At 66.7% G+C, this 23,371-nt stretch carries 22 protein-coding genes; 8 read left to right on the forward strand and 14 right to left on the reverse strand.

Going from position 1 to position 23,371, the window contains the following annotated elements:
* Positions 1-3 precede the first annotated feature (3 nt).
* Genes ATO3_RS19350 through ATO3_RS19375 form a run of 6 tightly spaced genes read right to left on the reverse strand, consistent with a single transcriptional unit; the run spans position 4 to position 6,378 of the window.
* Positions 4-825, reverse strand: a complete 822-nt coding sequence (locus tag ATO3_RS19350; protein ID WP_088651544.1) for a sulfurtransferase — start codon at positions 823-825, stop codon at positions 4-6.
* A 21-nt stretch (positions 826-846) separates the two neighbouring features.
* Entirely contained in the window at positions 847-1,809 is a 963-nt protein-coding gene (locus ATO3_RS19355) for an ornithine cyclodeaminase (RefSeq protein WP_088651545.1), read from the reverse strand.
* Complete coding sequence (locus ATO3_RS19360) at positions 1,802-3,130, reverse strand: M20 family metallopeptidase (RefSeq protein WP_143747309.1); 1,329 nt, start codon at positions 3,128-3,130, stop codon at positions 1,802-1,804. The genes ATO3_RS19355 and ATO3_RS19360 overlap by 8 nt, the downstream gene beginning before the upstream one ends.
* Positions 3,127-4,047: an ABC transporter permease gene (locus tag ATO3_RS19365; protein ID WP_088651546.1), complete on the reverse strand. Its 921-nt coding sequence runs from the start codon at positions 4,045-4,047 to the stop codon at positions 3,127-3,129. Before ATO3_RS19365 ends, ATO3_RS19360 begins: the two co-directional genes overlap by 4 nt.
* A complete protein-coding gene (locus ATO3_RS19370) occupies positions 4,047-4,886 on the reverse strand; it encodes an ABC transporter permease (RefSeq protein ID WP_198963319.1) in 840 nt (279 codons plus the stop codon). Before ATO3_RS19370 ends, ATO3_RS19365 begins: the two co-directional genes overlap by 1 nt.
* Positions 4,887-4,890: 4 nt before the next feature.
* On the reverse strand, positions 4,891-6,378 hold the full coding sequence (locus ATO3_RS19375) for an ABC transporter substrate-binding protein (RefSeq protein ID WP_088651547.1): 1,488 nt from the start codon (positions 6,376-6,378) through the stop codon (positions 4,891-4,893).
* A gap of 155 nt (positions 6,379-6,533) precedes the next feature.
* Here ATO3_RS19375 and ATO3_RS19380 point away from each other — a divergent pair, with 155 nt between their 5' ends.
* Positions 6,534-7,217, forward strand: coding sequence for a GntR family transcriptional regulator (locus tag ATO3_RS19380; RefSeq protein ID WP_198963320.1), 684 nt, complete (start codon positions 6,534-6,536; stop codon positions 7,215-7,217).
* 8 nt (positions 7,218-7,225) lie between these two features.
* Here ATO3_RS19380 and ATO3_RS19385 read toward each other — a convergent pair whose 3' ends face one another.
* Genes ATO3_RS19385 through ATO3_RS19395 form a run of 3 tightly spaced genes read right to left on the reverse strand, consistent with a single transcriptional unit; the run spans position 7,226 to position 11,624 of the window.
* Positions 7,226-7,975, reverse strand: coding sequence for an IclR family transcriptional regulator (locus ATO3_RS19385; RefSeq protein ID WP_088651549.1), 750 nt, complete (start codon positions 7,973-7,975; stop codon positions 7,226-7,228).
* Positions 7,972-9,576 (reverse strand): hydantoinase B/oxoprolinase family protein, encoded by a 1,605-nt coding sequence (locus ATO3_RS19390; RefSeq protein ID WP_088651550.1) that lies wholly within the window; start codon positions 9,574-9,576, stop codon positions 7,972-7,974. The genes ATO3_RS19385 and ATO3_RS19390 overlap by 4 nt, the downstream gene beginning before the upstream one ends.
* Positions 9,573-11,624, reverse strand: a complete 2,052-nt coding sequence (locus ATO3_RS19395; RefSeq protein WP_088651551.1) for a hydantoinase/oxoprolinase family protein — start codon at positions 11,622-11,624, stop codon at positions 9,573-9,575. The genes ATO3_RS19390 and ATO3_RS19395 overlap by 4 nt, the downstream gene beginning before the upstream one ends.
* Positions 11,625-12,061: 437 nt before the next feature.
* Between ATO3_RS19395 and ATO3_RS19400 the strand changes: the two genes are divergently transcribed.
* Genes ATO3_RS19400 through ATO3_RS19410 form a run of 3 tightly spaced genes read left to right on the forward strand, consistent with a single transcriptional unit; the run spans position 12,062 to position 14,122 of the window.
* Positions 12,062-12,748 carry a phosphatidylserine decarboxylase gene (locus tag ATO3_RS19400; protein ID WP_198963326.1) on the forward strand — a complete coding sequence of 229 codons (687 nt, stop codon included), beginning with the start codon at positions 12,062-12,064 and terminating at the stop codon, positions 12,746-12,748.
* Positions 12,748-13,503, forward strand: coding sequence for a CDP-diacylglycerol--serine O-phosphatidyltransferase (gene pssA, locus ATO3_RS19405; protein WP_088651553.1), 756 nt, complete (start codon positions 12,748-12,750; stop codon positions 13,501-13,503). Before ATO3_RS19400 ends, pssA begins: the two co-directional genes overlap by 1 nt.
* Positions 13,504-13,507: 4 nt before the next feature.
* Positions 13,508-14,122: a class I SAM-dependent methyltransferase gene (locus ATO3_RS19410; protein WP_088651554.1), complete on the forward strand. Its 615-nt coding sequence runs from the start codon at positions 13,508-13,510 to the stop codon at positions 14,120-14,122.
* 182 nt (positions 14,123-14,304) lie between these two features.
* On the opposite strand, the gene ATO3_RS19415 is transcribed toward ATO3_RS19410, so the two are convergent.
* On the reverse strand, positions 14,305-15,012 hold the full coding sequence (locus ATO3_RS19415; protein ID WP_088651555.1) for a cysteine hydrolase family protein: 708 nt from the start codon (positions 15,010-15,012) through the stop codon (positions 14,305-14,307).
* A 326-nt stretch (positions 15,013-15,338) separates the two neighbouring features.
* Here ATO3_RS19415 and ATO3_RS19420 point away from each other — a divergent pair, with 326 nt between their 5' ends.
* From ATO3_RS19420 to ATO3_RS19430, 3 genes are all read left to right on the forward strand, one after another.
* Positions 15,339-15,584: a type II toxin-antitoxin system VapB family antitoxin gene (locus ATO3_RS19420; protein ID WP_088651556.1), complete on the forward strand. Its 246-nt coding sequence runs from the start codon at positions 15,339-15,341 to the stop codon at positions 15,582-15,584.
* Positions 15,584-15,979, forward strand: a complete 396-nt coding sequence (locus ATO3_RS19425) for a type II toxin-antitoxin system VapC family toxin (protein WP_088651557.1) — start codon at positions 15,584-15,586, stop codon at positions 15,977-15,979. The genes ATO3_RS19420 and ATO3_RS19425 overlap by 1 nt, the downstream gene beginning before the upstream one ends.
* A 140-nt stretch (positions 15,980-16,119) precedes the next feature.
* The gene (locus ATO3_RS19430; RefSeq protein WP_088651558.1) at positions 16,120-17,541 is read left to right on the forward strand and encodes a homospermidine synthase; all 1,422 of its coding nucleotides are present in this window, start codon (positions 16,120-16,122) and stop codon (positions 17,539-17,541) included.
* Between the two features lie 579 nt (positions 17,542-18,120).
* Here the strand turns inward: ATO3_RS19430 and ATO3_RS19435 are convergent.
* Together ATO3_RS19435 and ATO3_RS19440 are read right to left on the reverse strand one after the other, a co-directional pair.
* Complete coding sequence (locus ATO3_RS19435; RefSeq protein ID WP_088651559.1) at positions 18,121-19,164, reverse strand: ParB/RepB/Spo0J family partition protein; 1,044 nt, start codon at positions 19,162-19,164, stop codon at positions 18,121-18,123.
* Positions 19,161-20,471 (reverse strand): AAA family ATPase, encoded by a 1,311-nt coding sequence (locus tag ATO3_RS19440; RefSeq protein WP_088651560.1) that lies wholly within the window; start codon positions 20,469-20,471, stop codon positions 19,161-19,163. Before ATO3_RS19440 ends, ATO3_RS19435 begins: the two co-directional genes overlap by 4 nt.
* Before the next feature lie 376 nt (positions 20,472-20,847).
* Between ATO3_RS19440 and ATO3_RS19445 the strand changes: the two genes are divergently transcribed.
* On the forward strand, positions 20,848-21,567 hold the full coding sequence (locus tag ATO3_RS19445; protein ID WP_088651561.1) for a DnaA N-terminal domain-containing protein: 720 nt from the start codon (positions 20,848-20,850) through the stop codon (positions 21,565-21,567).
* A gap of 17 nt (positions 21,568-21,584) precedes the next feature.
* Here ATO3_RS19445 and ATO3_RS19450 read toward each other — a convergent pair whose 3' ends face one another.
* Together ATO3_RS19450 and ATO3_RS19455 are read right to left on the reverse strand one after the other, a co-directional pair.
* A complete protein-coding gene (locus tag ATO3_RS19450; RefSeq protein WP_088651562.1) occupies positions 21,585-21,944 on the reverse strand; it encodes a bactofilin family protein in 360 nt (119 codons plus the stop codon).
* A 190-nt stretch (positions 21,945-22,134) separates the two neighbouring features.
* On the reverse strand, positions 22,135-23,196 hold the full coding sequence (locus ATO3_RS19455) for a siderophore-interacting protein (RefSeq protein WP_158218023.1): 1,062 nt from the start codon (positions 23,194-23,196) through the stop codon (positions 22,135-22,137).
* Positions 23,197-23,371: the final 175 nt, after the last annotated feature.

Here is a 23,371-nt window from a genome sequence, read left to right on the forward strand (position 1 = left end):
CGCTCAGGCCGCGGCGCCGATTTCCATCGGCAGGGACGGGTCCGCCGCCCATTCGTGCCAGGAGCCGACGAAGATCCCCACGTCGCGGAACCCGGCCAGCCGCAGGCCGTAAAGCGCCGTCGCCGCCCGCGCACCCCGGTGGCAATAGGTGACAACCGGCTTCTCGGGGTCCAGGCCGGCGGCGATCGCGATGGCGCGGATCTCGTCCGCCGGGCGGTATCTGCCGTCGCGCAACATGTCCTCGTAGAACGCGAACAGCGCGCCCGGGATACGCCCGCCGCGGGCACAGCAGTCATGGGCAAAGCTGCCGTCGAATTCCGCCGGGCGGCGCACGTCGAAGATCTGCAGATCCGCGGACGGGTGCAGCACCGCCTCGCGGGTCAGCGCCAGCTCGGGGTGCCAGCCGTCCGGCGCGGCGTCGTCGACATGGGTGATCGCGGTCGCGGTGCCCTCGCCCGGTTCCAGCACGCAATGGGCGTTCACCCAGGCCTGCACCCCACCGTCAAGGATCACGCCGCCCTCAAGCCCCAGCAGCTCCTGGAACCACAGGCCGCGGGGCGACCGCATGCCGGTCTCTTCCTCGAACCACACCACGGTCTTCGCCTTGTCCAGGCCCGCCTCGCGGAAGGCGCGCATCGCTCCGGCGGCCATGCCTTCATAGCCGGCCTCGGTGCTTTCGGGGACGAAGTAGTCGTAGACATTGAGGAAAATCGCGCCCGGCAGGGTGCCGGCTTCCCAGTCCTCGCGGGTCCGGGTGTCGACGAGAACGAGGCCCGGCTCGTTCTGGCGCGCGATGAGATCGGTGGCAGAGATGGTCACGGTCATTAGGTCTGTCCTTTCGGAACGTCAGGGAACGAGCGTCACTCCAAGGCCGAGATCGCCGGCCCGCCGCATCAGCCGCGCGGCAAAGGCGATGTCGAAGATGTTCAGCCCGAAGCTCGAGAAATAGGTGCAGGCCCCCGGTGCGGGCCGCCAACCGTCCAGCAGGATCGCGGCCGCATCGGCAGCGACGCGGCGCTCGGGAAACCGCCCGGCGCGGTGCATCTGGAACAGGCTCTTGGCGCTGGTGCGGGCAAAATCGCCCCACAGGTCGCAGGTTACCGCATCCGCGGCGTCGATCGCGTCGAAGCTGACTTCGTGATAGCCGACCTGAAGGATCAGCGTGCCGGAGCGCATGACCTCGGGCCCGAGAAGCGGCTCGGGAGACGAGGTGCAGGTCAGCGAGACCTCGGCTGCCAGGCAAGCGGCCATGGGTGTTTCATGGGCCACGAGCGCGATGCCGTCGGGCAGTGCCTCGACCAAGGGACGGCCCGAGCGGGTCCAGTGATGCACCTCGCGCAGCGCGGGAAATAGGGCCAGCGCCATGTCCAGATGCATGCGCGCCTGCGGCCCTGCTCCAAGGATGGCCAGTCGGGTCACACCTGGGTGCAGCGCCCGCATAACCGCACCGGACAGCGCCGCCGTCCGCACACGCGTCAGCATCGCGCTGTCCAGCATCCCCATTGCCCGCCCGGTCCCCAGGTCATCCAGCACGGTGCGCGAGGTGATCGCCTCGCCGCCCGCCGGTGCCTCGGCCCGGTGCAGGGTCCATTTCAGACCGGCGGCATTGAACCGCCCGCCAACGCGCGCCGGCAGGCCATAGCCCTTGTCGCGCGGATCAGGTCCCAGCGGCAGCACGTTCTCTGCCGCCATCTCGGCCTCGCCGCGTTTCAGCAGGGTCAACGCTTCGTGGATGTCATCCAGTGCGGCGTCCCAGTCCAGCGCGCCGGCTGCGATCAGGTCGGCCCTTGTCAGGAACAGTTCACTCATGCGCGCCCATCCCGGTCAGCCATGTCTGGACAGAGGCAATGAAGCGGTCGAAGCCTTCCACCACCAGGAATTCGTCGATGCCATGGGCGTTGCCGCCCCGCCCGGCCCCGCCGATCAGGAAACTGTCGGCATGGCGGGCAAAGGCATGTCCGGGGGCCGATCCGATGGCCCAGGGCCAGACCTGCGGCGGCGTCGAGCTGGCCGCATAGGCCGCCTGCAATGCCGTCGCGCCGGGGCTGTCCGCGCGGAACCGCACGCCGGGCGCGATCTCTTCGACCTCCAGCCGGACCGGCGAGCCGTCAAGCCGGGCGCGCTGATCGTCGAGCAAGGTCCCGGCCTCCAGCCCCGGGGGCGTGCGCAGGTCAAACAGCGCCTCGGCCCTCGGCGGAATGATCGCCGTGTCCCCGGCCGGCGAGGTCGTCAGCGACGAGATGTTCAGCGACGCGGTGCGCAGGACATGGCGCAGCAGGTCGCGCGCATCGCCGTCACGGGCATAGCGCGCCGCCGTGCGGAAGGTCAGCTCGGCCTGCGGATCGAAGGTCTGCGCCAGCGCGTCGATCAGCGCCTCGGCCTCTTGGTCCAGCTCGATCTGCGCCAGTTCGCCGGTCACCGGACCACCGAACGCCGCCAGCGCATCGACAAGCTGGCGTGCTGGGTTGGCGATCCAGGGGGCGTTGCTGGAATGGATGGCGCTGCGCGGGCCGCCGGCCTCGCCCCCCTCGGCGATCAGACGCCCCTTGGCGATGCCGGAAAAGCCCAGGTAGATCCGGGGCGCGCCGCCACCGTATTCGCAGAAGCTGGGAAACAGCCCGCCGGCACAATGCGGCAGCGGGCATTGCGGATCGGCCAGGTAGCGGCGCATCGAGGGCGAGCCATGCTCTTCCTCTCCGTCCAGCAGGATCTCGACATTCACGGCAAGGCGGCCGCTGTGGTGCAAGTCCCGCAGGGCCACCAGCATCCCGGCAAGCGGGCCCTTGTTGTTCTCGGCCCCGCGCCCGACCCAGACCTTGCCGATCCCGTCCATTTCGGACAGGCCGCCGGTCCAGGGATCCGCGCGCCAGCCCTCGGGCGTGGCCGGCATGACGTCGTACATGTTGTAGAGGATCACGGTTCGCGCCGCGCCGATGTCCAGGCGCGCGTGGATCACCGGGGCCCCTGCCCCGGCGTCCGCCGGCGCAAGGATCCGCGCCCCCAGTTCGGCGCTCAGCCAATCCAGCAGGTCGGCGGCCATCCGCCCCTGGGCGGGCCGGTCGCCCGCGTGCGAGGGGATGGCGCACCAGCGGGCCGTCAGCGCCAGCGCTTCGGGCAGCAGATCGCTCACAGCCGGATCCGCGGGTTCAGCCAGGTGTAGGCCACGTCGACAAGAAAATTCGCCACCACGAAGACCAGAGCCGCGAACAGCACCACGGCCTGAACGACGGGGAAGTCACGGTTCTGGATCGCCTCGACCGCCAGCCGGCCGATACCGGGCCATGCAAAGATGATCTCTGTCACCAGCGCGCCCCCCATGAGCGAGGCCAGGTACATGCCCTGAAGGGTCACCACCGGGATCATCGCGTTGCGCAGCGCGTGACGGACGACGATGCGCCATTCCGTCAGGCCCTTGGCGCGGGCGGTGCGGATGTAGTTCTCGCCCAGCGTCTCGATCAGGCTCGACCGGACAAGGCGCGTGATCGCCGACAGATAATAGGCGCCCAGGGCCAGCGACGGCATGATCAGGTGCTCGAAGCTGCCGTATCCGCTGGACGGCAGCCAGCGCAGGTTCAGCGAGAACAGGATGATCAGCATCAGCGCCAGCCAGAACACCGGAACCGCCTGGCCCAGCAGCGAAATCACCCGGATCGCGAAGTCGATCGGGCTGTTGCGGCGCACGGCGGCAATCGCGCCCAGCAGGAAGCCGAGAAGCGAGGACCACAGAAGCGCCGACAGCGCCAGAAGTGCGGTCGCGCCCAGGCGTTCGGTCAGCAGGTCCATCGCGGGACGGCTGTAGCGCAGCGAATTGCCCAGGTCACCGTGCAGCGCCCCGGCCAGGAACCGGCCGTATTGCACGATGATCGGATCGTTGAAGCCCATCGCCTCGCGAAACTCGGCGATCTCCTGGGCGGTGGAATCCGGCGCCATCATCAGCACGGCCGGATCGCCGGTCAGGAACAGCGCGAAGAACACCAGAAGCGACACGCCGAACATGACGATCAGCCCCTGGATGGCACGGGAGAGCAGGAAGCGCAGGCCTTTCATCAGGACACCTTGCTTTCGGCCCGGCGGACCAGCCAGTCGCCGAGGAGGTTGCAGCCGATGACCAGCGCGCCGATCATCAGGCCCGGGTAAAGGACCAGCCAGTTCGCGATCAGGATGACCGACCGGCCCTCGCCGATCAGGTTGCCCAACGTCGGCATCGGCGGCTGGACCCCAAGGCCCAGGAAACCGACGGACGCCTCGAGGATGATCAGGCGCGGCAGGTCCAGCGTCAGCAGCACGGTCTGCGGCCCGATGATGTTGGGCAGCACGTGACGGAAGATGATCGCCATGTCCGACAGGCCCATCGCCCGCGAGGCATCGATGTATTCAAGCTCCCGCACTTCCAGCGTGCGGCCCCGGGCGACCCGGGCGAAGATCGCCCAGCCGGTCAGGCCCAGCACGATCACCAGGTTGGTCATCGAGGGACCAAGCACCGAAACCAGCAGCAGGATCAGCAGGATGAAGGGCACGGCCAGCTGTATGTCGACGAGGCGCATGATCAGCGCGTCGACCCAGCCGCCGTAATAGCCCGCGATCATGCCAAGCGCGGTGCCCAGCACGACCGAGATCAGCGCGGCCACCAGGACGATCCCGAAGGAGACCAGCGTGCCAAGCCCCAGTCGGGCGAGAAGATCCCGCCCGAGCTGGTCTGTTCCGAGAGGGTGCAACGTGTCACCCACCACGGTCATCGGAGGTTTGAACGTCGCGGAGATGTCGCCGCGCAGCGGATCCAGCGGCCAGAGCAGCGGGACAAGCACGCAAAACAGGACGGCGGCGACGAGAAGGACGATCGCCAGGGCGGCGTCCGAGTTACCCTTGAGCTTCAAACTTCCGATCACCTGGTCAGTCCATCTCGATGTCGAAGACGGGGATCCGTGCGTCTGCCCGGCCTTCGAAGTCCACGTTGGGTGCTTTGCCCATCAGCTTGTCTTCCTGGTACAGCGTGATCAGCGGGACCTGTTCCGACGCCAGCGTCTGGATATCGAACAGGATCTGCTCGCGGGCCTCGGGATCGACGGTCGAGCGGCTCTTGTCCAGCAGCGCGTCCAGCTCGGGGATCCGGGCGCCGGAATAGGGCTCGCCGGACTTCATGATCGCGTAGACCGCCGCATCGGTGTCCAGCGTCTGGGTCGAACCCCAGCCCAGCATGTAGATCGGACCTTCGAAGGGCACGGTCTGGGTGTAGACCGACCATTCCATGGTCTGCTGGTTCACGGTCAGGCCGATGTCCTCGAACTGCTGCGCGATGGTCTGCGCGACCTCGGCGTTCTTCATGTAGCGGAACGACGACTGCATGGTGATCTCGAACCCGTCCTCGAACCCGGCTTCGGCAAGCAGCTGCCTGGACAGTTCGGGATCGTAGGCCTGCACCTCGACGTCGAGATAGCCGAAATCGGCCGCGCCGACCTGGGTGCCCTTCGGCGTGGCAAGCCCGCCCAGCAGGTTGGTGGTGATCGATTCACGGTCGATCGCGTGATTGAGCGCCTGGCGCACCTTCACGTTGTCCAGCGGCGCCTTGTCCATGCGCAGGCCCAGGTAGATCGTCAGCCCCCCGTTCTTGACCTGCACAAGGTCGGCGTCGGGCGTCTGCTGCAACAACGGCACCAGGTCGACCGGCACATCCTCGATCAGGCCGACCTCGCCGGTGATCAGCGACGTGATCCGCGCGGTGGCATCGGGGATCGGGCGCCAGACCACCGTCTTGATGTCGGGGGTGCCGCGCCAGTAGTCTGGGTTGGCTTCCAGCGTCACCCGTTCGTCCGGGACGAAGTCGACGAAGGTGTAGGCGCCGGTTCCGACGGGGTTATTGGCGAAATGGTCGCGCCCGTGTTCCTCGATGTATTTCGGGGGCACGATATAGGCGGGATAGCGGCTCATCCGGGTCGGCAGCAGAGGGTCCGCCGCCGTGGTCTTGATGCGCACGGTCATCGGATCCACCACCTCGACCGACTCGATGGTGCGGATGTAGGAGATCGTCGGCGCCTTGTTCTCGGGATCCAGAACGCGGTCCAGGCTGAACTTCACGGCTTCGGCGTCAAAGGGTTCGCCGTTGTGGAACACGACGCCTTCGCGCAGCTTGAATTCCCAGGTGGTGTCATCGACCGCCGTCCACTCGGTGGCAAGACCGGGGACAAGGTTCATGTCCTCGTCGCGCATCACCATCGTGTCGAAGATGTTGTCGACGATTGTTGCGGCTTCCCGAAGAAAACCGGGGTCCAGCGCGTTGGTCGAGGCGGAACGCCCGATGACGAGGGTATCGTCCTGTGCGAAGGTCACCGTCGCTGGAAGCGCCAGTGCCAAACCAAGGGCAAATGCCGGTAGATGTTTCATGTTTGGGTTACTCCTGTTGGATCGGGGGCTGGCCGCTCGGGGCGGCCGTTATGGGGCATCTTCGGTCTGGATCGCTTACAGAATATATCATATATCCTCGCGCAACAAGGTTTCGCCGCCTTTCCCCGCATGGATGCTTTCGCAGGAGACACTTTTTGAAGCAGACCGGTTTCAGCGCCCCGCCCCGCAAGAGTCTGACCGACCACGTCGAAAGCCAGTTGCGCGACGCCCTGATCGAAGGCCGGCTTGAGCCGGGCACGCGACTTGTCACGAAGGAGCTGGCGCAATCCCTGGGGATGAGCATCACCCCCGTGCGCGAGGCGCTGGTGCGGTTCGCGGCCTCCGGAATCCTTGCGGCGGAACCCGCCAGTTGCTTCCGCGTGCCGGTGCTGACGACGGCAAGCTACGCCGAGCTGGGCGCGATCCGCAAACGCGTGGAATCGCTGGCCGCGGAGACCGCCGCGCTGAAGATTTCCCCGCAGGAGATCGACGCGCTGGAAACCCGCGTGCAGGCCTACATCGCGGCCAAGCACACGTCCGATCCGCACGAGGCCCTGAAGGAGAACAAGGCGCTGCGGTTCTCGCTCTACGCGGCGGCGGAGATGCCGATCCTGCTGCAGACGATCGAGACGCTGTGGCTTCGGGCCGGACCCGGTTTCAATTACCTGTTCCCCGACCCGGGGGCGAGCCGCACCGAACATGCCAATTACGGTGCGCTGATCGCCGCGCTGCGCGCCCGCGATCCCGCCGCCGCTGGCGAGGCGATCTGCCATGCCATAGACGACGGGTCGGAAAGGGTCATGCAGGCGCTGGCCGCGCGCGAGGCAGAGGCGGGCTGACCGCATGGTCACAGCTCCCGCCGCGACAGGTGGCGGGACAGGCTGTCGATGACACTCGCCTTCAGGTCCGGCTCCATGTCGCGGCCGGGCGCAAGGACCGAAACGGCCAGTTCCACGCCGTGACCGCCGCGCACCGGCATCGCCAGGCTGCAGACATCCACGGCACCCGAGCGCCGCGAGACAAGCAGCCAGCCCTGCGCGGCATAGGTCGCCAGTTCGGCCCGGATGGCTGCTTCCTCCAGGTCCCATTCGGCAAAGCGCGGCGCGTTCAGACGGATCACCTGTTCGCGTCCTTCCGCGTCCATCTCGCCCAGAACCACCAGCCCGCCGACGCCGACACCCAGGGGCAGCCGTCCGCCGATGCCGTCGAACATCGCCGGCACGGTGCTGAACCCGCTCTGCCAGTCCAGGCAGACGGAATCGAACCCGGCCCGCGCCATCAGGAAGGTCGGAAGACCGGTCTCGGCGGAGATGTCGATCAGTAGCGGACGCAGGGCACGGGTGTATTCGTTCACCGACGCGGATTTCATGGCGATGGCATGAACCGCCGGGCCGACGTGGTAATTGCCGCGCCGCCCGGTCTGCATGACAAAGCCGTGTTCGGACAGCGCAACCAGCGCCCGGTGCACCGGCGTACGACTGTCGCCAAGCGCCTCGGCCAGGGCGGTCAGCGACAGCCCCTCGGCCCCCGCCTCGCCCAGCGTCGCCAGGATCCGCGCGGCGCGGGCCGCGTTCGTGGATGTCCGCGAGGGCGTCATGCCGGGGCCGCGCTGCGACCCGCACGGCTGTCCGCCGCGCGCAGTTCCGCGCTGCGCCCGGAGGGCGCGCCATGACCGCCGCCGCCCGGGGTGATGACCTCGAACAGGTCGCCGGCACGCAGGTCCGCGCTGCCGGAGAGGTCGATGGCGTTCGGGTCGCCGTTGATACGGAACGCCCCGCTGGCCCCCGGCCCGCCGCCGTCCAGCCCCCAGGCCCGCGAGGTCAGCCGCGCGCCCATGATCTGCACCCGGCAATCGGCCTCGACCCGGTAGGACCGGCGCACGCCCATCCCGCCCAGCCATGTGCCGTCGCCGCCGCTGTCTTCGGCGAATTCATATTCGACCAGCGTGATCGGGTATTCCCCTTCAAGCGCCTCGAGCGGCAGGTTCGACGTGTTCGTCATGTGGACCTGCACCGCATCCAGCCCGTCCTTGTCCGGCCGCGCGCCGGATCCGCCCGCGATGGTTTCCAGGTAGACCCACAGGCTGCCATCGGGCCGCGTGCCGCTGAAGCTGGCCACGTGGACCGACCCGCAGGCCGCCGCGTTCACCCGGTCGGGCACCGCCTGTGCCAGCGCGCCGTGGATCAGGTCCACCACCCGCTGACAGGCCGAGATCCGTCCGTCCACCGCCGCCGGATGCACGCAGTTGAGCAAAGTGCCCGGCTGCGCCTCGATCGTCAGGGGCCGGGCAAGGCCGGCATTGGGCAGGATCGTCGGGTCGACCACCGATTTCACCGCGTAATAGACAGTTGCCTGCAGCGCGGTGAAGATAACGTTAAGACCGGCCCGGACCTGGGGCGGGCTGTCGAAGACCAGCCGCATCTCGTCGCCCTCGACGGTCAGGACGACGGACAAGGTCATGTGCTCTGCCTGGCTTTCGGTTTCGAAGATGTCGGAAAACGTCCAGGTGCCGTCGGGCAGCGCGGCGATGCCCGCGCGCATCTTGCGTTCGGCATAGGCCATCAGCTCGGCCCCGGCGGCCCGGACCGTGTCGAGCCCGAAGCGCGCGCACAGCTCCTGGATCCGCAGGACGCCCAGCCGGTTCGCCGCCATCTGGGCCCGCAGGTCCGACTGCCGCTCGGCCGGGACCTGGCAGTTCAGCAGGAACATCCGCATCACTTCCGGCTGGCCGACACCGTCGCGTTGCAGGCGGATCGGCGGAATACGCAGCCCCTCCTGGTAGACATGCGCATGGCCGCGATCGGCGAAATCCGAATGGTGCGCGGTGTTGATCGCCCAGCCGAACAGCGTGCCGTCGACGAAGATCGGTTCCGCCATGACGATGTCCGGCAGGTGGGTGCCTCCGCCCGCGTAGGGGTCGTTGCCGATAAAGACGTCGCCGGGGCGAAGGTCTTCGACCGGATAATTGGCCAGCAGGCACGGCACGAATTGCAGGAAACTGCCCAGGTGCATCGGGATGTGCTCGGCCTGGCACAGAATCTCGCCCCCGGCCGTGCAGAGCGCGGTCGAACAATCGCGCCGTTCCTTGATGTTGGTCGAATGGCTGGCACGCACCAGCGCCTCGCCCATTTCATCCACGGCCGAGGAAAACGCGCTGCCGATGACCTCGACAGTGACGGGATTCAGGCTCTCACTCATGCGTCGCGCTCCAGGATCAGGGTCAGGTAAGTGTCGACACGGGCGGTCATGCCCGGCGGCACCACGGTGGTCGTGTCGAGCTGGTCGATGATCGCGGGGCCCGCGATCTCGTTGCCCGGGCGCAGGGCGGCGCGGTCGTAGATCGGCGTGTCCGTGAACCCGCCGGCCTCGCGCATCCAGACCGGACGGGCGCCGGTCTTCGCGGCCGAGGCATCGGGCCCGGCATCGGGAAATGCCGGCATCTCGGCCTTGGGCACGGCGCCGGTCGCCGTCAGACGCCAGGTGACCATCTGGATCGCATCGCCCTCGGCGACGAAGCCGTACAACTGCCGGTGCCGCGCCTGGAAACCCTCGCGCAGAGCCTCAAGGCTGTGGGAGCCGAACGGTCCCACGGGCAGGTCGACCGCGATCTCGTAGTTCTGACCGGCATAGCGCATGTCGACGCGCAGGGCGGTGTCCCGGGCTTCGGGCGCGATGCCCTCGTGGTCGAACCATGTCCCGGCCTGGGCGGTCAGCCCGTCGAAGATCCCGGTCAGTTCGTCCAACGTGACCTCGTCGAGCAGGCGGATGCGGGTGGTGGCATAGTCGGTTCGCAGGTCGGTCATCAGCAGGCCAAGCGCACAGAGCACTCCGGGTGTACGGGGAATGACGATGCGATCCATGTTCAGCTCGGCCGCCAGCCGGGCGGCGTGGACGGGCCCCGCGCCGCCGAAGGCCACCAGCGCATAGCCGCGCGGATCATGACCACGCTGGACCGAGATCAGACGGATGGCCTTGGCCGTGTTCGCCGTCACGATGTCCAGGATGCCGTCTGCCGTTTCCATCACGCCCAGCCCAAGCTGTTCGGCCAGCCGCCCGACAGCGGCCAGCGACAGCTCGCGGTCGATCGGCATCTGTCCGTTCAGCAGCGCATCGGGGTTCTGGGTCTGCAAAACGACATTGGCGTCGGTGACGGTCGGCTCATCCGTGCCCTGCCCGTAGCAAGCCGGCCCCGGGTGGGCGCCCGCACTGCGCGGCCCGACCTTCAGCAACCCGCCATTGTCCACATGCGCGATCGAGCCGCCGCCGGCCCCCACGGTATGAATGTCCAGCATCGGGGTCTTGAGCGGGTAGCCATGCACCTCGGCCTCGGCCACCAGGCGGCAGGTGCCGTCCGCCAGCAGCGCGACATCCGAACTGGTGCCGCCCATGTCGAAGGTGATCAGGTTGGGAATGCCGATCAGCTGCCCCAGCGCCTGCGCCGCGACCACCCCCGTCGACGGTCCCGACAGCACGGTGCGCACCGACATCGCCGCGGCCTGGTCAAAGCCCGTCACGCCGCCGTTCGACTGGGTCAGATGGGGCGCCACCCGCAGCCCCGCGTCGGCCAGCCGCGTCTTCAGCGCGGTGACATAGCCATGCATCACCGGGCCCAGGTAGGCGTTGACCGTAGTGGTCGACAGGCGCTCGTATTCCCGGAACTCGGGCGCGATCTCGTGCGAGAGCGACAGGAAGACGCCGGGCGCCTCCTCGGCCACGATCTGCGCGGCGCGGCGTTCGTGCGCGTCGGACAGGAAAGAATAGAGGAAGCTGATCGCGATCGCCTCGACCCCCTGCCCCACCAAGTGCCGCACGGCCTCGCGCAGCGCGTCCTCGTCCAGCGCAACCTCGACCGAGCCGTCACGCCGCAGCCGTTCCGGCACGCCGATGCGCAGGTTCCGCGCTACCAGCTCCTCGGGCTTGTCGGCGGACATGTCGTAAAGATGCGGGCGCTTTTGGCGGGCGATCGCGATCAGGTCGCGGAAGCCGGCGGTCGTGATGATTCCGGTCTTCACGCCGCGGTGCTGGATCAGCGCGTTGGTGGCGACCGTGGTGCCGTGACCGAAGAAGGCCACCTCGGCGGCCTGCGCTCCGGTTCGTTCCAGCCCTTCGGTGAACGAGCGGGCAATGCCGCGGGAGGGATCGTCGGGGGTCGAGCTGACCTTCCAGATGTGCACGTCACCGCCGTTCTCGTTGATCAGGCAGACATCCGTGAAGGTGCCCCCCGAGTCGATACCGATCCGCCACATCGCTTGTCACCCTTGTGCTGTTTCTTCGGTCGACCGATGAGGGCGTCCAGGCGCACACGCAATCCTAACACGACTATCGAAACAGGTACGGTGTCATGTTCTCATTATAGGATCTGAGGTGCCCAAATTCAGATCCTCCCTTCTCTCTGGCGGGTATGGCGGAACCGGGCGCCATCCATGTGGCTTTCGTTAAGGACGCCTGCGCGGGCAGGATCGTCGGTCGGCATGCCGGCCCGTAAGGGCAGACCGGGGTCGTTCCGGATCCCGTGACGCAGGCTGTCCATGACCGGGGGCCGCCGAAGACTGTGGATTGGCCCATAGCAAGATCGCGCCGTTCGCGTCTTGTGGCCGGACCGCGCCCAATGCGACATTCCCCGCGGCGGCCAGTGCCTGTAGGAGTGGCCAGGATAGAAACTGCGGGAAGACACGACATGTCCATTCGGATGACCGATACCTTCATCAAGCCGATGCATCCGGAGGGGATCCGGTTCGTCGCCATTTTCGCGGCGATCACGGTCGGCCTGTGGCTGGTGTCGGATTTCCTCGGGCTGGTCGGGCTGGGCCTGACCATCTGGTGCTACTACTTCTTCCGCGATCCCGAACGCGTCCCGCCCGCGCGCGAGGGTGTGATCGTCAGCCCGGCGGACGGCATCGTGTCGATCATCGAGCCCGCCGTCCCACCCGCCGAACTGGGCATGCCCGACACGCCGCTGACCCGGGTCAGTGTCTTCATGAGCGTCTTCAACTGCCACGTGAACCGCCTGCCCATCGCCGGAGAGGTCACCGGGATCGCCTATCACCCAGGCAAGTTCTTCAACGCCTCGCTCGACAAGGCAAGCGCCGAGAACGAGCGCAACAGCCTGCGGCTGCGCCTCGACGACGGGCAAGAGCTGGCGGTCGTGCAGATCGCCGGGCTGGTCGCGCGGCGCATCGTCTGCTTCATCGAACCGGGCGCGCGCCTGGGCACCGGCGAGCGTTTCGGCCTGATCCGCTTCGGCTCGCGGCTGGATGTCTACCTGCCGGCGGGGACGGAACCGCTGGTCAGCATCGGGCAGACCATGGTCGCCGGCGAAACCGTGCTTGCCGATCTTACACCTTCCCCCAACAAACAGGCTGATTCCTGATGTCCGGACCTTCTGGTTCTTCCTCGCCGTCGGAACTTTCGATCAACCAGCTGTTGCCCAACATGCTGACCATCACGGCGGTCTGTGCCGGGGTCTCGGCGATCCGCTTCGGGGTCGACGGAAACTACGTTCTGGCGGTGCAGCTGATCCTCGCGGCGGCGGTGCTTGACGGGCTCGACGGGCGGCTGGCGCGCGCGCTGGACAGCCAGAGCGTCGTGGGCGCCGAGCTTGATTCGCTTGCCGATTTCGTGAATTTCGGCGTCGCCCCGCCGCTGGTGCTGTATTACTGGGGCCTGCGCGAGATGCCCCATGTCGGCTGGCTGGCGGTGCTGGTCTTTGCGATCTGCTGCCTGGTGCGGCTGGCGCGGTTCAACGTCGCCAACGCATCCGAGACCACGCCCGGCGCCAACCGCTTTTTCACCGGCGTGCCGGCTCCGGCCGGGGCGCTTCTGGTGATGCTGCCGCTCTACGTCTCATTCGCGGTGGCCGAAGAGCCATTCCTGTCGGGCTGGGTCATCTGTGCCCACATGGTCATCGTCGGCGCGCTGATGATCAGCCGGATCCCGACCTGGTCCTTCAAGGCGCAGAAGATCCCGCGCGAACGGGTGCGATATTTCTTCGTCGTCTTTGCCGTACTCGGCGCCGGATTGCTCATTTTCACGTGGGTGTCACTGGCGCTTCTTTGTCTGGCCTATGTTGCCGTGGTTATCATTGCCCTAATTCATGAGAAACGCAGACGGAAAGAGGAGGTCTGAACCCGTGGAAATCCAAGCGGTCGCAAATTCATACGCCCGATGGGCCCCGGTCTATGACCAGACGTTCGGCGCCGTGACACAGAGCGGCCGCCGCGCCGCGGTCGGGCTGATCAACCAGGGCGAGGGCAGCGTGCTCGAGGTCGGGGTCGGCACCGGGCTGGCCCTGGACGGTTACGCGCCGCATCTCGATGTCACGGGCATCGACTTCAGCCAGGACATGCTGGACAAGGCGCAGGAGCGGGTCGAGAAGAAGGACCTGTCCCATGTCTCCGAACTGCGGCAGATGGATGCGCGCAGGCTCGATTTCCCGGACGATCATTTCGACAGTGTGGCAGCGATGCATGTGCTGTCGGTGGTGCCCGAACCGGAACGCGTGATGTCCGAGATCGCGCGGGTCTGCAAGCCGGGGGGCAAGGTGGTGATCACCAATCACTTCCAGCGCGACACCGGTGTGCTGGCGCGGATCGAGCGGATGGCCGCGCCGCTGTCGAACGTGCTGGGCTGGCATTCCGATTTCGAAATGGTCCGCATCCTGCAGGAGCCGCGCCTGTCCGTGACCGAGAAACGCGGTCTGCCGCCGCTTGGCATGATGACGCTGCTGGTGCTCGAAAAGTCCTGACCGGAGCAGTCCGACGGGCCCGGGGCGCGATCTCTCCCGCCTCACCGCCCGTCAGGGTAGCGCGTCCCTCCATCGGCCACGCGACAGGGAACATCATCGGGCTTGACCTACGCCGGGTGCCGGCATCGCAGGCTCCCGGACGTGCGACCTGCGTTCGGCATCAGGTCCGCTCAGGGCGCCCCCTACTCTGCCGCCGTGGCCACCGACCCGGCAGCGCGCGCGATCGCAACGACCTCTTCGGCAGTCTTGAGATCGGCGAAGATGGCGTTCATCGACAGCAGGGTCGCGTTGTGCTCGAGGTCGCTCAGTGTGGCGTTGCCGTCGGTGACGAAGATCACGTTGTAGCCCATCTGCATCGCGTCGCGCGCCGTGCTCTCGCAGCAGCAATTCGTCAGCGTCCCGGTGATGATCATGGTTTCGATCCCGCGCGCCTTCAGCGCCGCATCCATCTCGCAAGTTCCGGGGATCATGCCGGAAAACCGGGTCTTGTCGAAGATCAGGTCCTCTTCGGCCACGTCCAGCTCGGGGTATAGCGCATGCATCTCGGCGCCTCTGGTAAAGGCCGCTTTCTGGTCTTCGAAACGCTCGGGCGAAAGGTAGTTGCGAAAGAACACGTCCCACGACAGCCGCTCTTCGGGGTCATGGGTGTAGCGCAGGAAGGCGTTGATCCCGCCGGCCTCCCGCACGGCGGCCGATATGGCGTTGACGTTCGGGATGATCTCGCGCGCGACGGGCACCTCGATCGGCGCGCCCTCGGCAACGAAGCCGTTCTGTAGGTCGACGATGACATGGGCGGTCTTGCTCATGTCCAGTGTCTCGAACAGGGTCTCGCGGCCATGGGACAGCAGGGCGCGGTCGCGGATGAACTGGGGAATCTCGACTTTGTGCATGGGTTTCTCCTTCGGCAGGCCGCGGTCGGGCGGTTGCGGGTCAGGCGGGCAGTCCATGTAATTTGAAACAGATATATTATCGGTTTCAAGCAAAATCGGGGAAGCGCGCCCCCTCCCCGCCACACTCCGCCGGTGTTGCCCGCCGTGCAAGCGGCACCTCCGCCCGGCATGCGCCCGAGCCTGCAGATTGCCCACCATCCCACCTTAGCCCCTGCCCCGCCGCGGGCTCCAAGGCTCAGCGGCGACTGACAGCCACGCGCGGGCGGGGGCTGGACAGGCGGGCATATCCTGCCTATATATCCCATATCGAAAAAGGATATCTCGCCATGCCGCTTTATGTGAAAGACCCGGCCGTGTCCGATCTGGCCCAGCGACTGGCCCGCCTGCGCGGGTTGTCCAAGACCGAGGCCGTGCGCCTTGCCCTGGAACACGAGCTTGAACGGGCCGAGGCGGCGCCGGACCTCGTGGACCGCGGCACCGCCTTCGTGCGCGCGCTTCATGCGCGGACCGACCGGGCCAAAGGGCAACCGGTGGACAAGGCCTTCATCGATTCCCTTTACGAGACCGAGTGATGTTCCTCGACGCCTCGGCCCTGACCGCGATGCTTGGCGATGAAGAGGACGCGCGTGTCCTGCTGACCCGGATGCAGGCTCATGCCGAACGCCGCACCTCGCCCCTGGCCGTCTGGGAAGCCTCGGTCGCGCTGGCCCGGATCCTCGCGATCCCGCCGGCAGAGGCCCTGGGCGTGGTGGAGGAGTTCCTGTCGCTGACCGGGGTGAGCATCGACCCGGTCCCGGCCGAGGCGCATCGCCTGGCGCTGCAGGCTTGGGCGACCTACGGCAAGGGCCGTCATCCGGCGGCGCTGAACTTCGGCGATTGCTTCGCCTATGCCTGCGCCCGCCTCGCCGGAGAGCCGCTGCTTTACAAGGGCGACGATTTTCCCCGGACCGATATCGCGCCGGCCTGATCCGCCCGTCCCGGCCGGCGCGCCCTTCACCGCACCGGCGGTGGGTGGTCTTGCGAACAGGCTTCGGGTGCACGCGCATCGACTTACAATCGCCAGGGGTGTATCCCCGCCCCGAATGTCCTGCCCACGAGGAGAGACCCTTGGCTGAGACCTATTCCACCTATGGCCGCATCGACGGACCCATCGTCATCATCGGCTTCGGCTCGATCGGCAAGGGCACCCTGCCCCTGATCGAACGGCATTTCGACTACGACGCCTCGAAGCTCACGGTGATCGAACCCGATCCCGCTCAGGCGACCTTCCTGCGCCAGCACCAGGTCCGCCACCTGGCCGAACGGCTCACGCCCGAGAATTACCGAGAGGTGCTGGGCGGGCTGTTTTCCGAGGGCAAGGGCTTCTGCGTGAACCTGTCGGTCGACACCTCGTCGCTGGATATCATGCGGTTCATGCGCGAGCTGGGGGTGTTGTATATCGACACGGTGGTCGAACCCTGGGCCGGCTATTACTTCGGCACGTCCGACAATGCCGACCGCACGAACTATGCGCTGCGCCAGAAGGTGCGCGACGAGAAGGCGGCGCATCCGGGTGGCACCACGGCGGTCAGCTGCTGCGGCGCCAACCCCGGCATGGTCAGCTGGTTCGTGAAAGAGGCGCTGCTGACACTGGCGAAGGACCTGGGCAACCCGGTCGAGGCGCCGCAGGATCGCGAAGGCTGGGCAAAGCTGATGCAGTCGCTGGGCGTGAAAGGCGTGCATATCGCCGAGCGCGACACCCAGGCGCGGCGTGTTCCGCGGCCCCGGAACGTGTTCGTCAACACCTGGTCGGTCGAGGGGTTCATCGCCGAGGGGTTCCAGCCGGCCGAACTTGGCTGGGGCACGCACGAGACATGGTTCCCCGAGAACGGGTACCGGCACGAGACGGGGTGCATGGCCGGGATCTGGATGGACCGGCCGGGCGCGATCACACGCGTGCACACCTGGTGCCCGACGCCGGGGCCGCAGTTCGGCTTCATCGTGACCCACAACGAGGCGATCTCGATCTCGGATTATTACACCGTGGGACCGGCGGCAGAGCCCGACTTTCGCCCGACCTGCCATTATGCCTATCACCCCTGTGACGACGCGATCCTGAGCCTGCACGAGATGTTCGGATCGGGCCGGCAGCAGACAAAGCACCACATCCTCACCGAAGACGAGATCGTCGAAGGCATCGACGAGTTGGGCGTGCTGCTTTACGGGCACGACAAGAACGCGCTGTGGTACGGCTCTCGGCTGTCCAACGACGAAGCGCGCGACCTTGCGCCGTTCCAGAACGCCACGGGGCTGCAGGTGACGTCCGCCGTGCTGGCCGGAATGGTCTGGGCGCTGGAGAACCCGCAGGCGGGGATCGTCGAGACGGACGAGATGGACCACGCCCGGTGCCTCGAGGTGCAGCGCCCCTATCTTGGCCCGGTGGAGGCGCATTACACCGACTGGACGCCGTTGCAGGATCGTTGGGATCAGTTCCCGGAGGATATCGACGAAAGCGATCCCTGGCAGTTCCGGAACGTTCTGGCAAGCTAGGGGGCCAGGCCGTCCGGCCCGGCCATTCACGCAACATCTTGCGGATTGAGACACGCCGTTCCCGGGACATCGGGGGCGGCGTTTTTGTTTGTTTGGGGGACCGCCGGTGCCCTGTTCTGGCCAACCGTTGCCGCGGCGCGTTTCCTTTAAAAACCCGGGTTGAACCACCGCAATTCAACCCGTTTGTTACGTCCGATAACGCATTTCTAGACGCAATTGTTGCCCTCCACCAAAGCCCACACCCGGTCGCGTCGCGGGCCCCTACCCTATTCAGGCGATGCGGATCCGTTACCCCCTTGGCGTTCGATACAGCCGGGCTGACCGCAGGTGGCGGGTTCCTTCCTGTCGAAGACGCGTCACCGCGACAGGAGCCACCTGCCCCGGGTGCTGAATGACACGGGCCAGTACATCCCGCAGGTCATAAGGCCACTGCGAAGCGCTCCGAGGTGTCGGTCTATGCCCAGCCAGACGGCACGAAAAAGGCCTGCTCCATTGAGCAGGCCTTGTCACTTTCAGGTACCGTAACCCGTGGGTTACCCCAGTGAAGCTCCCGGCGACTCGGACGCCGTAACCCGTGGGTTACTCCTGGGACAAAACGGCGTCGAAGGCTTCGATCGCGCGTTGCAACCGCTTGCGGTCAATCGAGGAGAAGTCGGTCTCGGACAGGATGCGGCACTCTCCCTTGCGGGCGGTGACCTTGGTGCGGCCGACGTGAAACTCGTACTTCTCGCTCTTCTCGCGGGGGGCCGGCTTGGCCTCTGGACCGGCCTTGGGCGTGGCCTCGAGGAACCGGGACAGCACCGCCGCCTGATCCTCTGCCGAGGTCACCGACGCCAGAAGACCGCGCAGCTCTGCCCCCTGCCCCGGCGCCGATTGCAGACGGCGCGCGACGTCGACACCAAGGTTGCGCGACAACGCTTTCGGGAACGGCAGCCCATCGTCGAGCTCCTGCAGCAGGAAGACGAAGCTGCGGATATAGCTGCGCTTCATCTTGTGGAGAGAGGCGTAGATCCGGTTGACCAGCTCGGCCGCGTCCTGCCCCTCTTCCTGCGCGGCGGTGATGGCGACCTGGGCCATCTCGGCAAAGGACAGATCCTCGCGGATCACGTTTTCCTCGACCATGTCGATGTAAAGATCGATCCGGCTGGCGCCATCATCGGCGACGCGCGCGACCACCTCGGAGAACCGCTCGCCCCCGGTTTCGGCCTGCAGCTGCCGCAACGCCGTAAGACGCCGCCAGCCCTTCTTGAGCTGATAGGCACCGTCGACCGGGAAGACCTCGATCGGTTCTTTCTGGCCGCGCTCGCGGATCGAGGTCTTGAGCTCCTCCATCTCGTCCGAGGTCGCCACCGCGTCGAGGTCGAGACGGTCGCGCGGCAGCGCGTCAGTACGCACCGAGTCCAGCGGGATGGTGATCAGCACCCGGCCCGCGTCCTGCGCATTGCGCCAGGCCTTGGCGTCCGCGGCGTTCTGGCGGCGCTGCTCGACCAGGCTTTCGGTGCTTTCGCTGAGACTGCCGGCCGCCTCGCGCACGGCGGCGCCCATCGGGCCGACCTCGCGGCGGCGCGACTTGGGGGAGGGCGGTTCCTCGATCGGGCCGAAGCCGAACTTGTTCCGGCTCATGCCTCAACCTCCTCTTTCTGATCGCGCCGCGCCCAGGCGCCAAGGACGACCTCGCGAAACTCGACATAGGCGGCGTCGAAACTTTGCCGCGCGCGCTTCCAGGTTTCGCGCGTCATCTGGCGGTAGTCCTGTTCGTAGACCGACATCTGGAACCGGCCCGATTGTTCGACCGCGCGCGTCATCTCGATCGCATTGCGGCAGACATCGGCGCCGAAGACATTGCGGAAAGCTTCCATCATCGCGACATGCAGGGGGTTCGACGCCTCGAACCGGGTCATCAGCAGGCGCACGTCGTCAAAGCGCTTGGGCAAGGTGATGCCGGCGTCCTGGGCGATCTTTTCGTAGCCGATCGAGATATCCTCGAGCGCATCGCCAAGCTGGCCCAGGAAGGACGTGGTGCTGTCATATTCCCAATAGCCGGGGCCCGACGGGATATAGAGGATGTCGGCCGCGAAAGCCGCGTTCAGCGACTGGTAGCCGATGGCCGGGGGGCAGTCGAAAAGGATGAGATCGTATTGATCGTCGGGAAGCTCATCGAGGTAACGCGCGACGCAGCCGAAGAAGGACCAGGCCTTGTGCATGGCGCGGTACTGGGCCGAGGCGAATTCGACGAAGGCGGCGTTGGCGCAAGAGGGGATGATGTCGATCGTGGGCCAGGCGGTCTTCTGGATGAAATCCTGCACCCGCTGGGCGCCGATGGATTGCACGTCCTCGGGCAGCTCGTCCGCGGTGGGGTAGGGGCAGTCGGCCGGGTCGTCATAGGCGGCGGCGATGCGGTCGGCCTCGCGGCAGAGATCGCGGCACATGATGCCCCAGACGGTATTCCACTCCTTGACCTCCACCAGTCCCATGGAATGGGTCATGGTGGCCTGCGGGTCGAAGTCGATGACCAGCACCCGGTAGCCGTCAAGTGCTGCGGCATTGGCCAGGTGCTGCGCCACGACCGTCTTGCCGACGCCGCCCTTGAAGTTCGACACCGCCACCCGCATCGCGCGCCCTGCGGGGCGCTTGGGCAGCAGCGTCCGACCCCGGAACCGCACCCGGCGGCGCAGCTCGTTAATCTCGGACAGCGAGAACCAGCGCTGGCGGCCGTCCTCTTCGGTGGCGCCCTGGGGCAGCGAGGGATCGTCGGCCAGCTTCTTGCGCAACGTGTCCGCGGGCACGTCGAACATGAACTGGCTGATTTCCCAGATCGAGAAGGGACGGAGGATCTTTTCCTCCGCCGGTGAGAATGTCGCCTTCCGAACCGCCGCCTGCTGGGCGAGGCTGCGGTCGTTCATGGCTTGCAAATCGGAATGATCGCGCATGACCCTGCTCTTGTTATATGCTACTGTTTCGTCATTAACGCGATTTGCCAAAAGCACCAAACAGGAAAACCGGAATATCCCGAATTTCCCTTCCACCGTGGGAAATACGGGACGCCCTGGCCACAGATGAGAATTTCCGGCCGGTTTGGGTGACACTTTGGAACGATATGGCGAGAATAGGGTGACAGACCTGCCCACATAGGGTGACACCAAGCTGTCCCCCTATACCATTAAACCAATTATTCCTCTTATTCAGAGGATTTGGCGCCTGATCCCGTCTTTAGCTATCTGTTGACAAACTACGGGATTACTGGACAGTTAGGGACAGGTTGGGAATCGGACGAAAGATCCGGGCCCGAGGCAACGAGCGACACAGATGAAATCCACCCGTTTCACCGGCCCAAGTGCCGGATCCCACAAGTATGACCTGCTCACCGCGCTGGCCGTCGCGGGGCTGAGCGGGACACCGGGGTTCCAGACCTCGATGCTGCGGCTCGTGGCACTGGTGACGGCGCGCTACAACTGGGCGCGGGACGAACTGACCGTGGGCCAGCGCGAGATGGCGCGATTGTGGTCGGTCGACGAGCGCACCGTCAAGCGCGAGATCAAGCGGCTGACCTCGGCCGAAATCCTTTTGCAGCTGCGGCCCGGGGTGCGGGGCCGCGTGGCGGCCTACCGGCTGAACCTGCCCGAGATCCATCGCCTGAGCGCCCCGGTCTGGGACAGGGTCGGGCCGGATTACTCCGAGCGCATGACCCGGCAGCAACCGGCGTCCGAGCCTCCGAAAGTCGTGCACGTGGCCTTTGGCCAGGCGACGGCGGAAGCGGGGCAGGGGGGCCAGCCTGCCGCACAGATCCCGCCGGGACAGGCAACCTCGTGGGACAGGATGATGGCGCGGCTCACGAAGCTGGAGCCGAACCTGCACCGCAACTGGTTCGCCGCGCTCACCTGCTCAGGCTGCGAGGGCGGGGTTCTGCGGGTGAAAGCGCCTTCGGCCTTCGTGGCGCAATACATCCAGACGCACCATCTGCGCGTACTCATGGGCGCGGCGGAGCTGGAATTTCCAGGCCTGCGGCGGATCGAGTTCGAGAGCTGACCGACAGGCCGCCGGGCTCAGCCGGTGCGGGTGCAGGAGGAATTGACCTCGGCGCCACTTTCGATGTTCAGCGAGGAATACGAGATCTCTCCCGAAACCTTCGCGCCTGACAGCAGCTTGACCGCGCCACCGTTGATCCGGCCTTCGAAGCGGCCCTTGATGGTGATGCTGTCGGCTTTCAGATCCCCGGTGACGGTGCCGGCGGCCTCGATCACGATCGCATCGGCCTGCACGGTGCCGTCCAGCTCGCCCAGCAGCTCGATGAGACCGGGCACGGTCAGGTCGCCCTTGATCTTTGCCCCGGCGGCAAAATGCGAGCGGCCGCCACCGGCGGCGGGGCGGTCCTGCTGAGAGGGCTGGGCGGAAGATGTCTGCATGGTCAGGGTTCCATTCGGTTCGGGGTCGTGATGTCGGTGGGCACGGGCAGCGCGTGCCGCGCAGACCCTAGGCGGGTTTGACGGGGAAACCCCAGCGAAAATCGGATGATCGGCAAGAAAGCGATGCGCAAGCGTGGGATTTTGGGTCCGCCCGCCCCCGTCGCGGGCGGCAGCGGGGCAGGGGAGGGGCTCAGGCGGGCGGGGCGACCCAGTAGGCGGACAGGTAGCATTCCGCGCGGGTAAGCTTCTCGGTGCCGCGGATGCGGCTCTTGGCGCGGCGTATGACCGACCGTTCGGCGGCAACCCAGACAAAGCGGCTGCCCGGCGCCGGCATCTCGATCTGTTCGAGGTGCCGGGCAAGGCTGTCGCCCGTGCTGCGGTCGATCCAGATGAGGCGAATGCCCTCCGGGCAGGCGATCGGGCACTGGTCCGTGGCATCGGTGACCTCGATCAGCGCGGTGCCGCGCCGGTCGGGGGCCGAGGTTTCGAGGATGCGGCGGATGGCAGGCAGGGCGGTCTCATCCCCGGCGATCAGCAGGTCGCGGCCTTGAGGGAAATCGCCGCCGCCGGGGCCCATGACGCCAATCCGCGTGCCCGGTGTGACCGTGCGCGCCCATTCGGTCGTCCGTCCGCCGTCATGTTCGAAGACATCGAAAGAAAACCGCTCGGCCTCGGGGTCGAGCGTGACGAAGGTATAGGCCGCCAGGTGCAGTGCGCGGTCGCCCTCGGGCCAGATCGTGCGGCCGCGATCGTCGATCCGGGGCCATTCGGGCGCGCCGTCCCCGGGGGGCAGCAGCAGAGAGAAATGCATCCCCCCGCCCGTCGCCAGCGCGGCGGTTCCGGCGCAGTCAAGCTCCACCCGCAGGAAGCGGGGCCCGACCCGCCGGACCGAGCGCACGGAGGCGTGGTGAAAGCTGGGCGGCGTCGTGTTGCGCGCCACGCGGCCCGTCCAGGCCAGCGCCGCGGCAGCCTCGGGGCAGACATGGTCCAGCAGAAACTGGGCGTTCTCGCGCGCCTGGTGCAGGCGCAGCTCGGTCTCGGCCTCGATGTGCAGCGTGAAGCCCTCCGCGTCGCGGGTCAGCTTCAGACTTGCCTCGGGCAGGGTGAGCTGCAAGCGATTGGCCGAGGCGGTGAAATCGACATCGTAGGCGCCGACGTGTTCGGCGCAATGGGCGATCAGATCGGCGGGCAGCTGCCCGTCATACCGGGCCTCCGAGGTAAGACGCTGGGCCAGGGGAACCTCCGTAACCATTTGAATCCGAACGCGCATCTGTCCACGCGCGCGCCGTCCTGCCTGGACGGACCGGGCCGGAGAGGACCCCCGGAATATGCGGATGATGACGGGTGGCTCGGTCGCTCGACGAGGGAGACGGACGGACCGCGGCTGCCTACCGGGCGGTCAGATACAGAAGATGCAGGCGGGCAAC

Origin of the sequence: Marinibacterium profundimaris (genome assembly GCF_002210095.1) — a bacterium.
GTDB classification, from domain to species: Bacteria; Pseudomonadota; Alphaproteobacteria; order Rhodobacterales; family Rhodobacteraceae; genus Marinibacterium; species Marinibacterium profundimaris.

Bases quoted from the DNA above. Each gene is read 5' to 3' on its own strand.
- ATO3_RS19365 (WP_088651546.1), bottom strand. From the start codon at position 4,047: ATGAAAGGCCTGCGCTTCCTGCTCTCCCGTGCCATCCAGGGGCTGATC.
- ATO3_RS19450 (WP_088651562.1), bottom strand. From the start codon at position 21,944: ATGCAGACATCTTCCGCCCAGCCCTCTCAGCAGGACCGCCCCGCCGCC.
- ATO3_RS19435 (WP_088651559.1), bottom strand. From the start codon at position 19,164: ATGAGCCGGAACAAGTTCGGCTTCGGCCCGATCGAGGAACCGCCCTCC.
- ATO3_RS19415 (WP_088651555.1), bottom strand. From the start codon at position 15,012: ATGCACAAAGTCGAGATTCCCCAGTTCATCCGCGACCGCGCCCTGCTG.
- ATO3_RS19390 (WP_088651550.1), bottom strand. From the start codon at position 9,576: ATGAGTGAGAGCCTGAATCCCGTCACTGTCGAGGTCATCGGCAGCGCG.
- ATO3_RS19445 (WP_088651561.1), top strand. From the start codon at position 20,848: ATGAAATCCACCCGTTTCACCGGCCCAAGTGCCGGATCCCACAAGTAT.
- ATO3_RS19455 (WP_158218023.1), bottom strand. From the start codon at position 23,196: ATGGTTACGGAGGTTCCCCTGGCCCAGCGTCTTACCTCGGAGGCCCGG.
- ATO3_RS19385 (WP_088651549.1), bottom strand. From the start codon at position 7,975: ATGACGCCCTCGCGGACATCCACGAACGCGGCCCGCGCCGCGCGGATC.
- ATO3_RS19395 (WP_088651551.1), bottom strand. From the start codon at position 11,624: ATGTGGCGGATCGGTATCGACTCGGGGGGCACCTTCACGGATGTCTGC.
- ATO3_RS19375 (WP_088651547.1), bottom strand. From the start codon at position 6,378: ATGAAACATCTACCGGCATTTGCCCTTGGTTTGGCACTGGCGCTTCCA.
- pssA (WP_088651553.1), top strand. From the start codon at position 12,748: ATGTCCGGACCTTCTGGTTCTTCCTCGCCGTCGGAACTTTCGATCAAC.
- ATO3_RS19420 (WP_088651556.1), top strand. From the start codon at position 15,339: ATGCCGCTTTATGTGAAAGACCCGGCCGTGTCCGATCTGGCCCAGCGA.
- ATO3_RS19440 (WP_088651560.1), bottom strand. From the start codon at position 20,471: ATGCGCGATCATTCCGATTTGCAAGCCATGAACGACCGCAGCCTCGCC.
- ATO3_RS19355 (WP_088651545.1), bottom strand. From the start codon at position 1,809: ATGAGTGAACTGTTCCTGACAAGGGCCGACCTGATCGCAGCCGGCGCG.
- ATO3_RS19350 (WP_088651544.1), bottom strand. From the start codon at position 825: ATGACCGTGACCATCTCTGCCACCGATCTCATCGCGCGCCAGAACGAG.
- ATO3_RS19425 (WP_088651557.1), top strand. From the start codon at position 15,584: ATGTTCCTCGACGCCTCGGCCCTGACCGCGATGCTTGGCGATGAAGAG.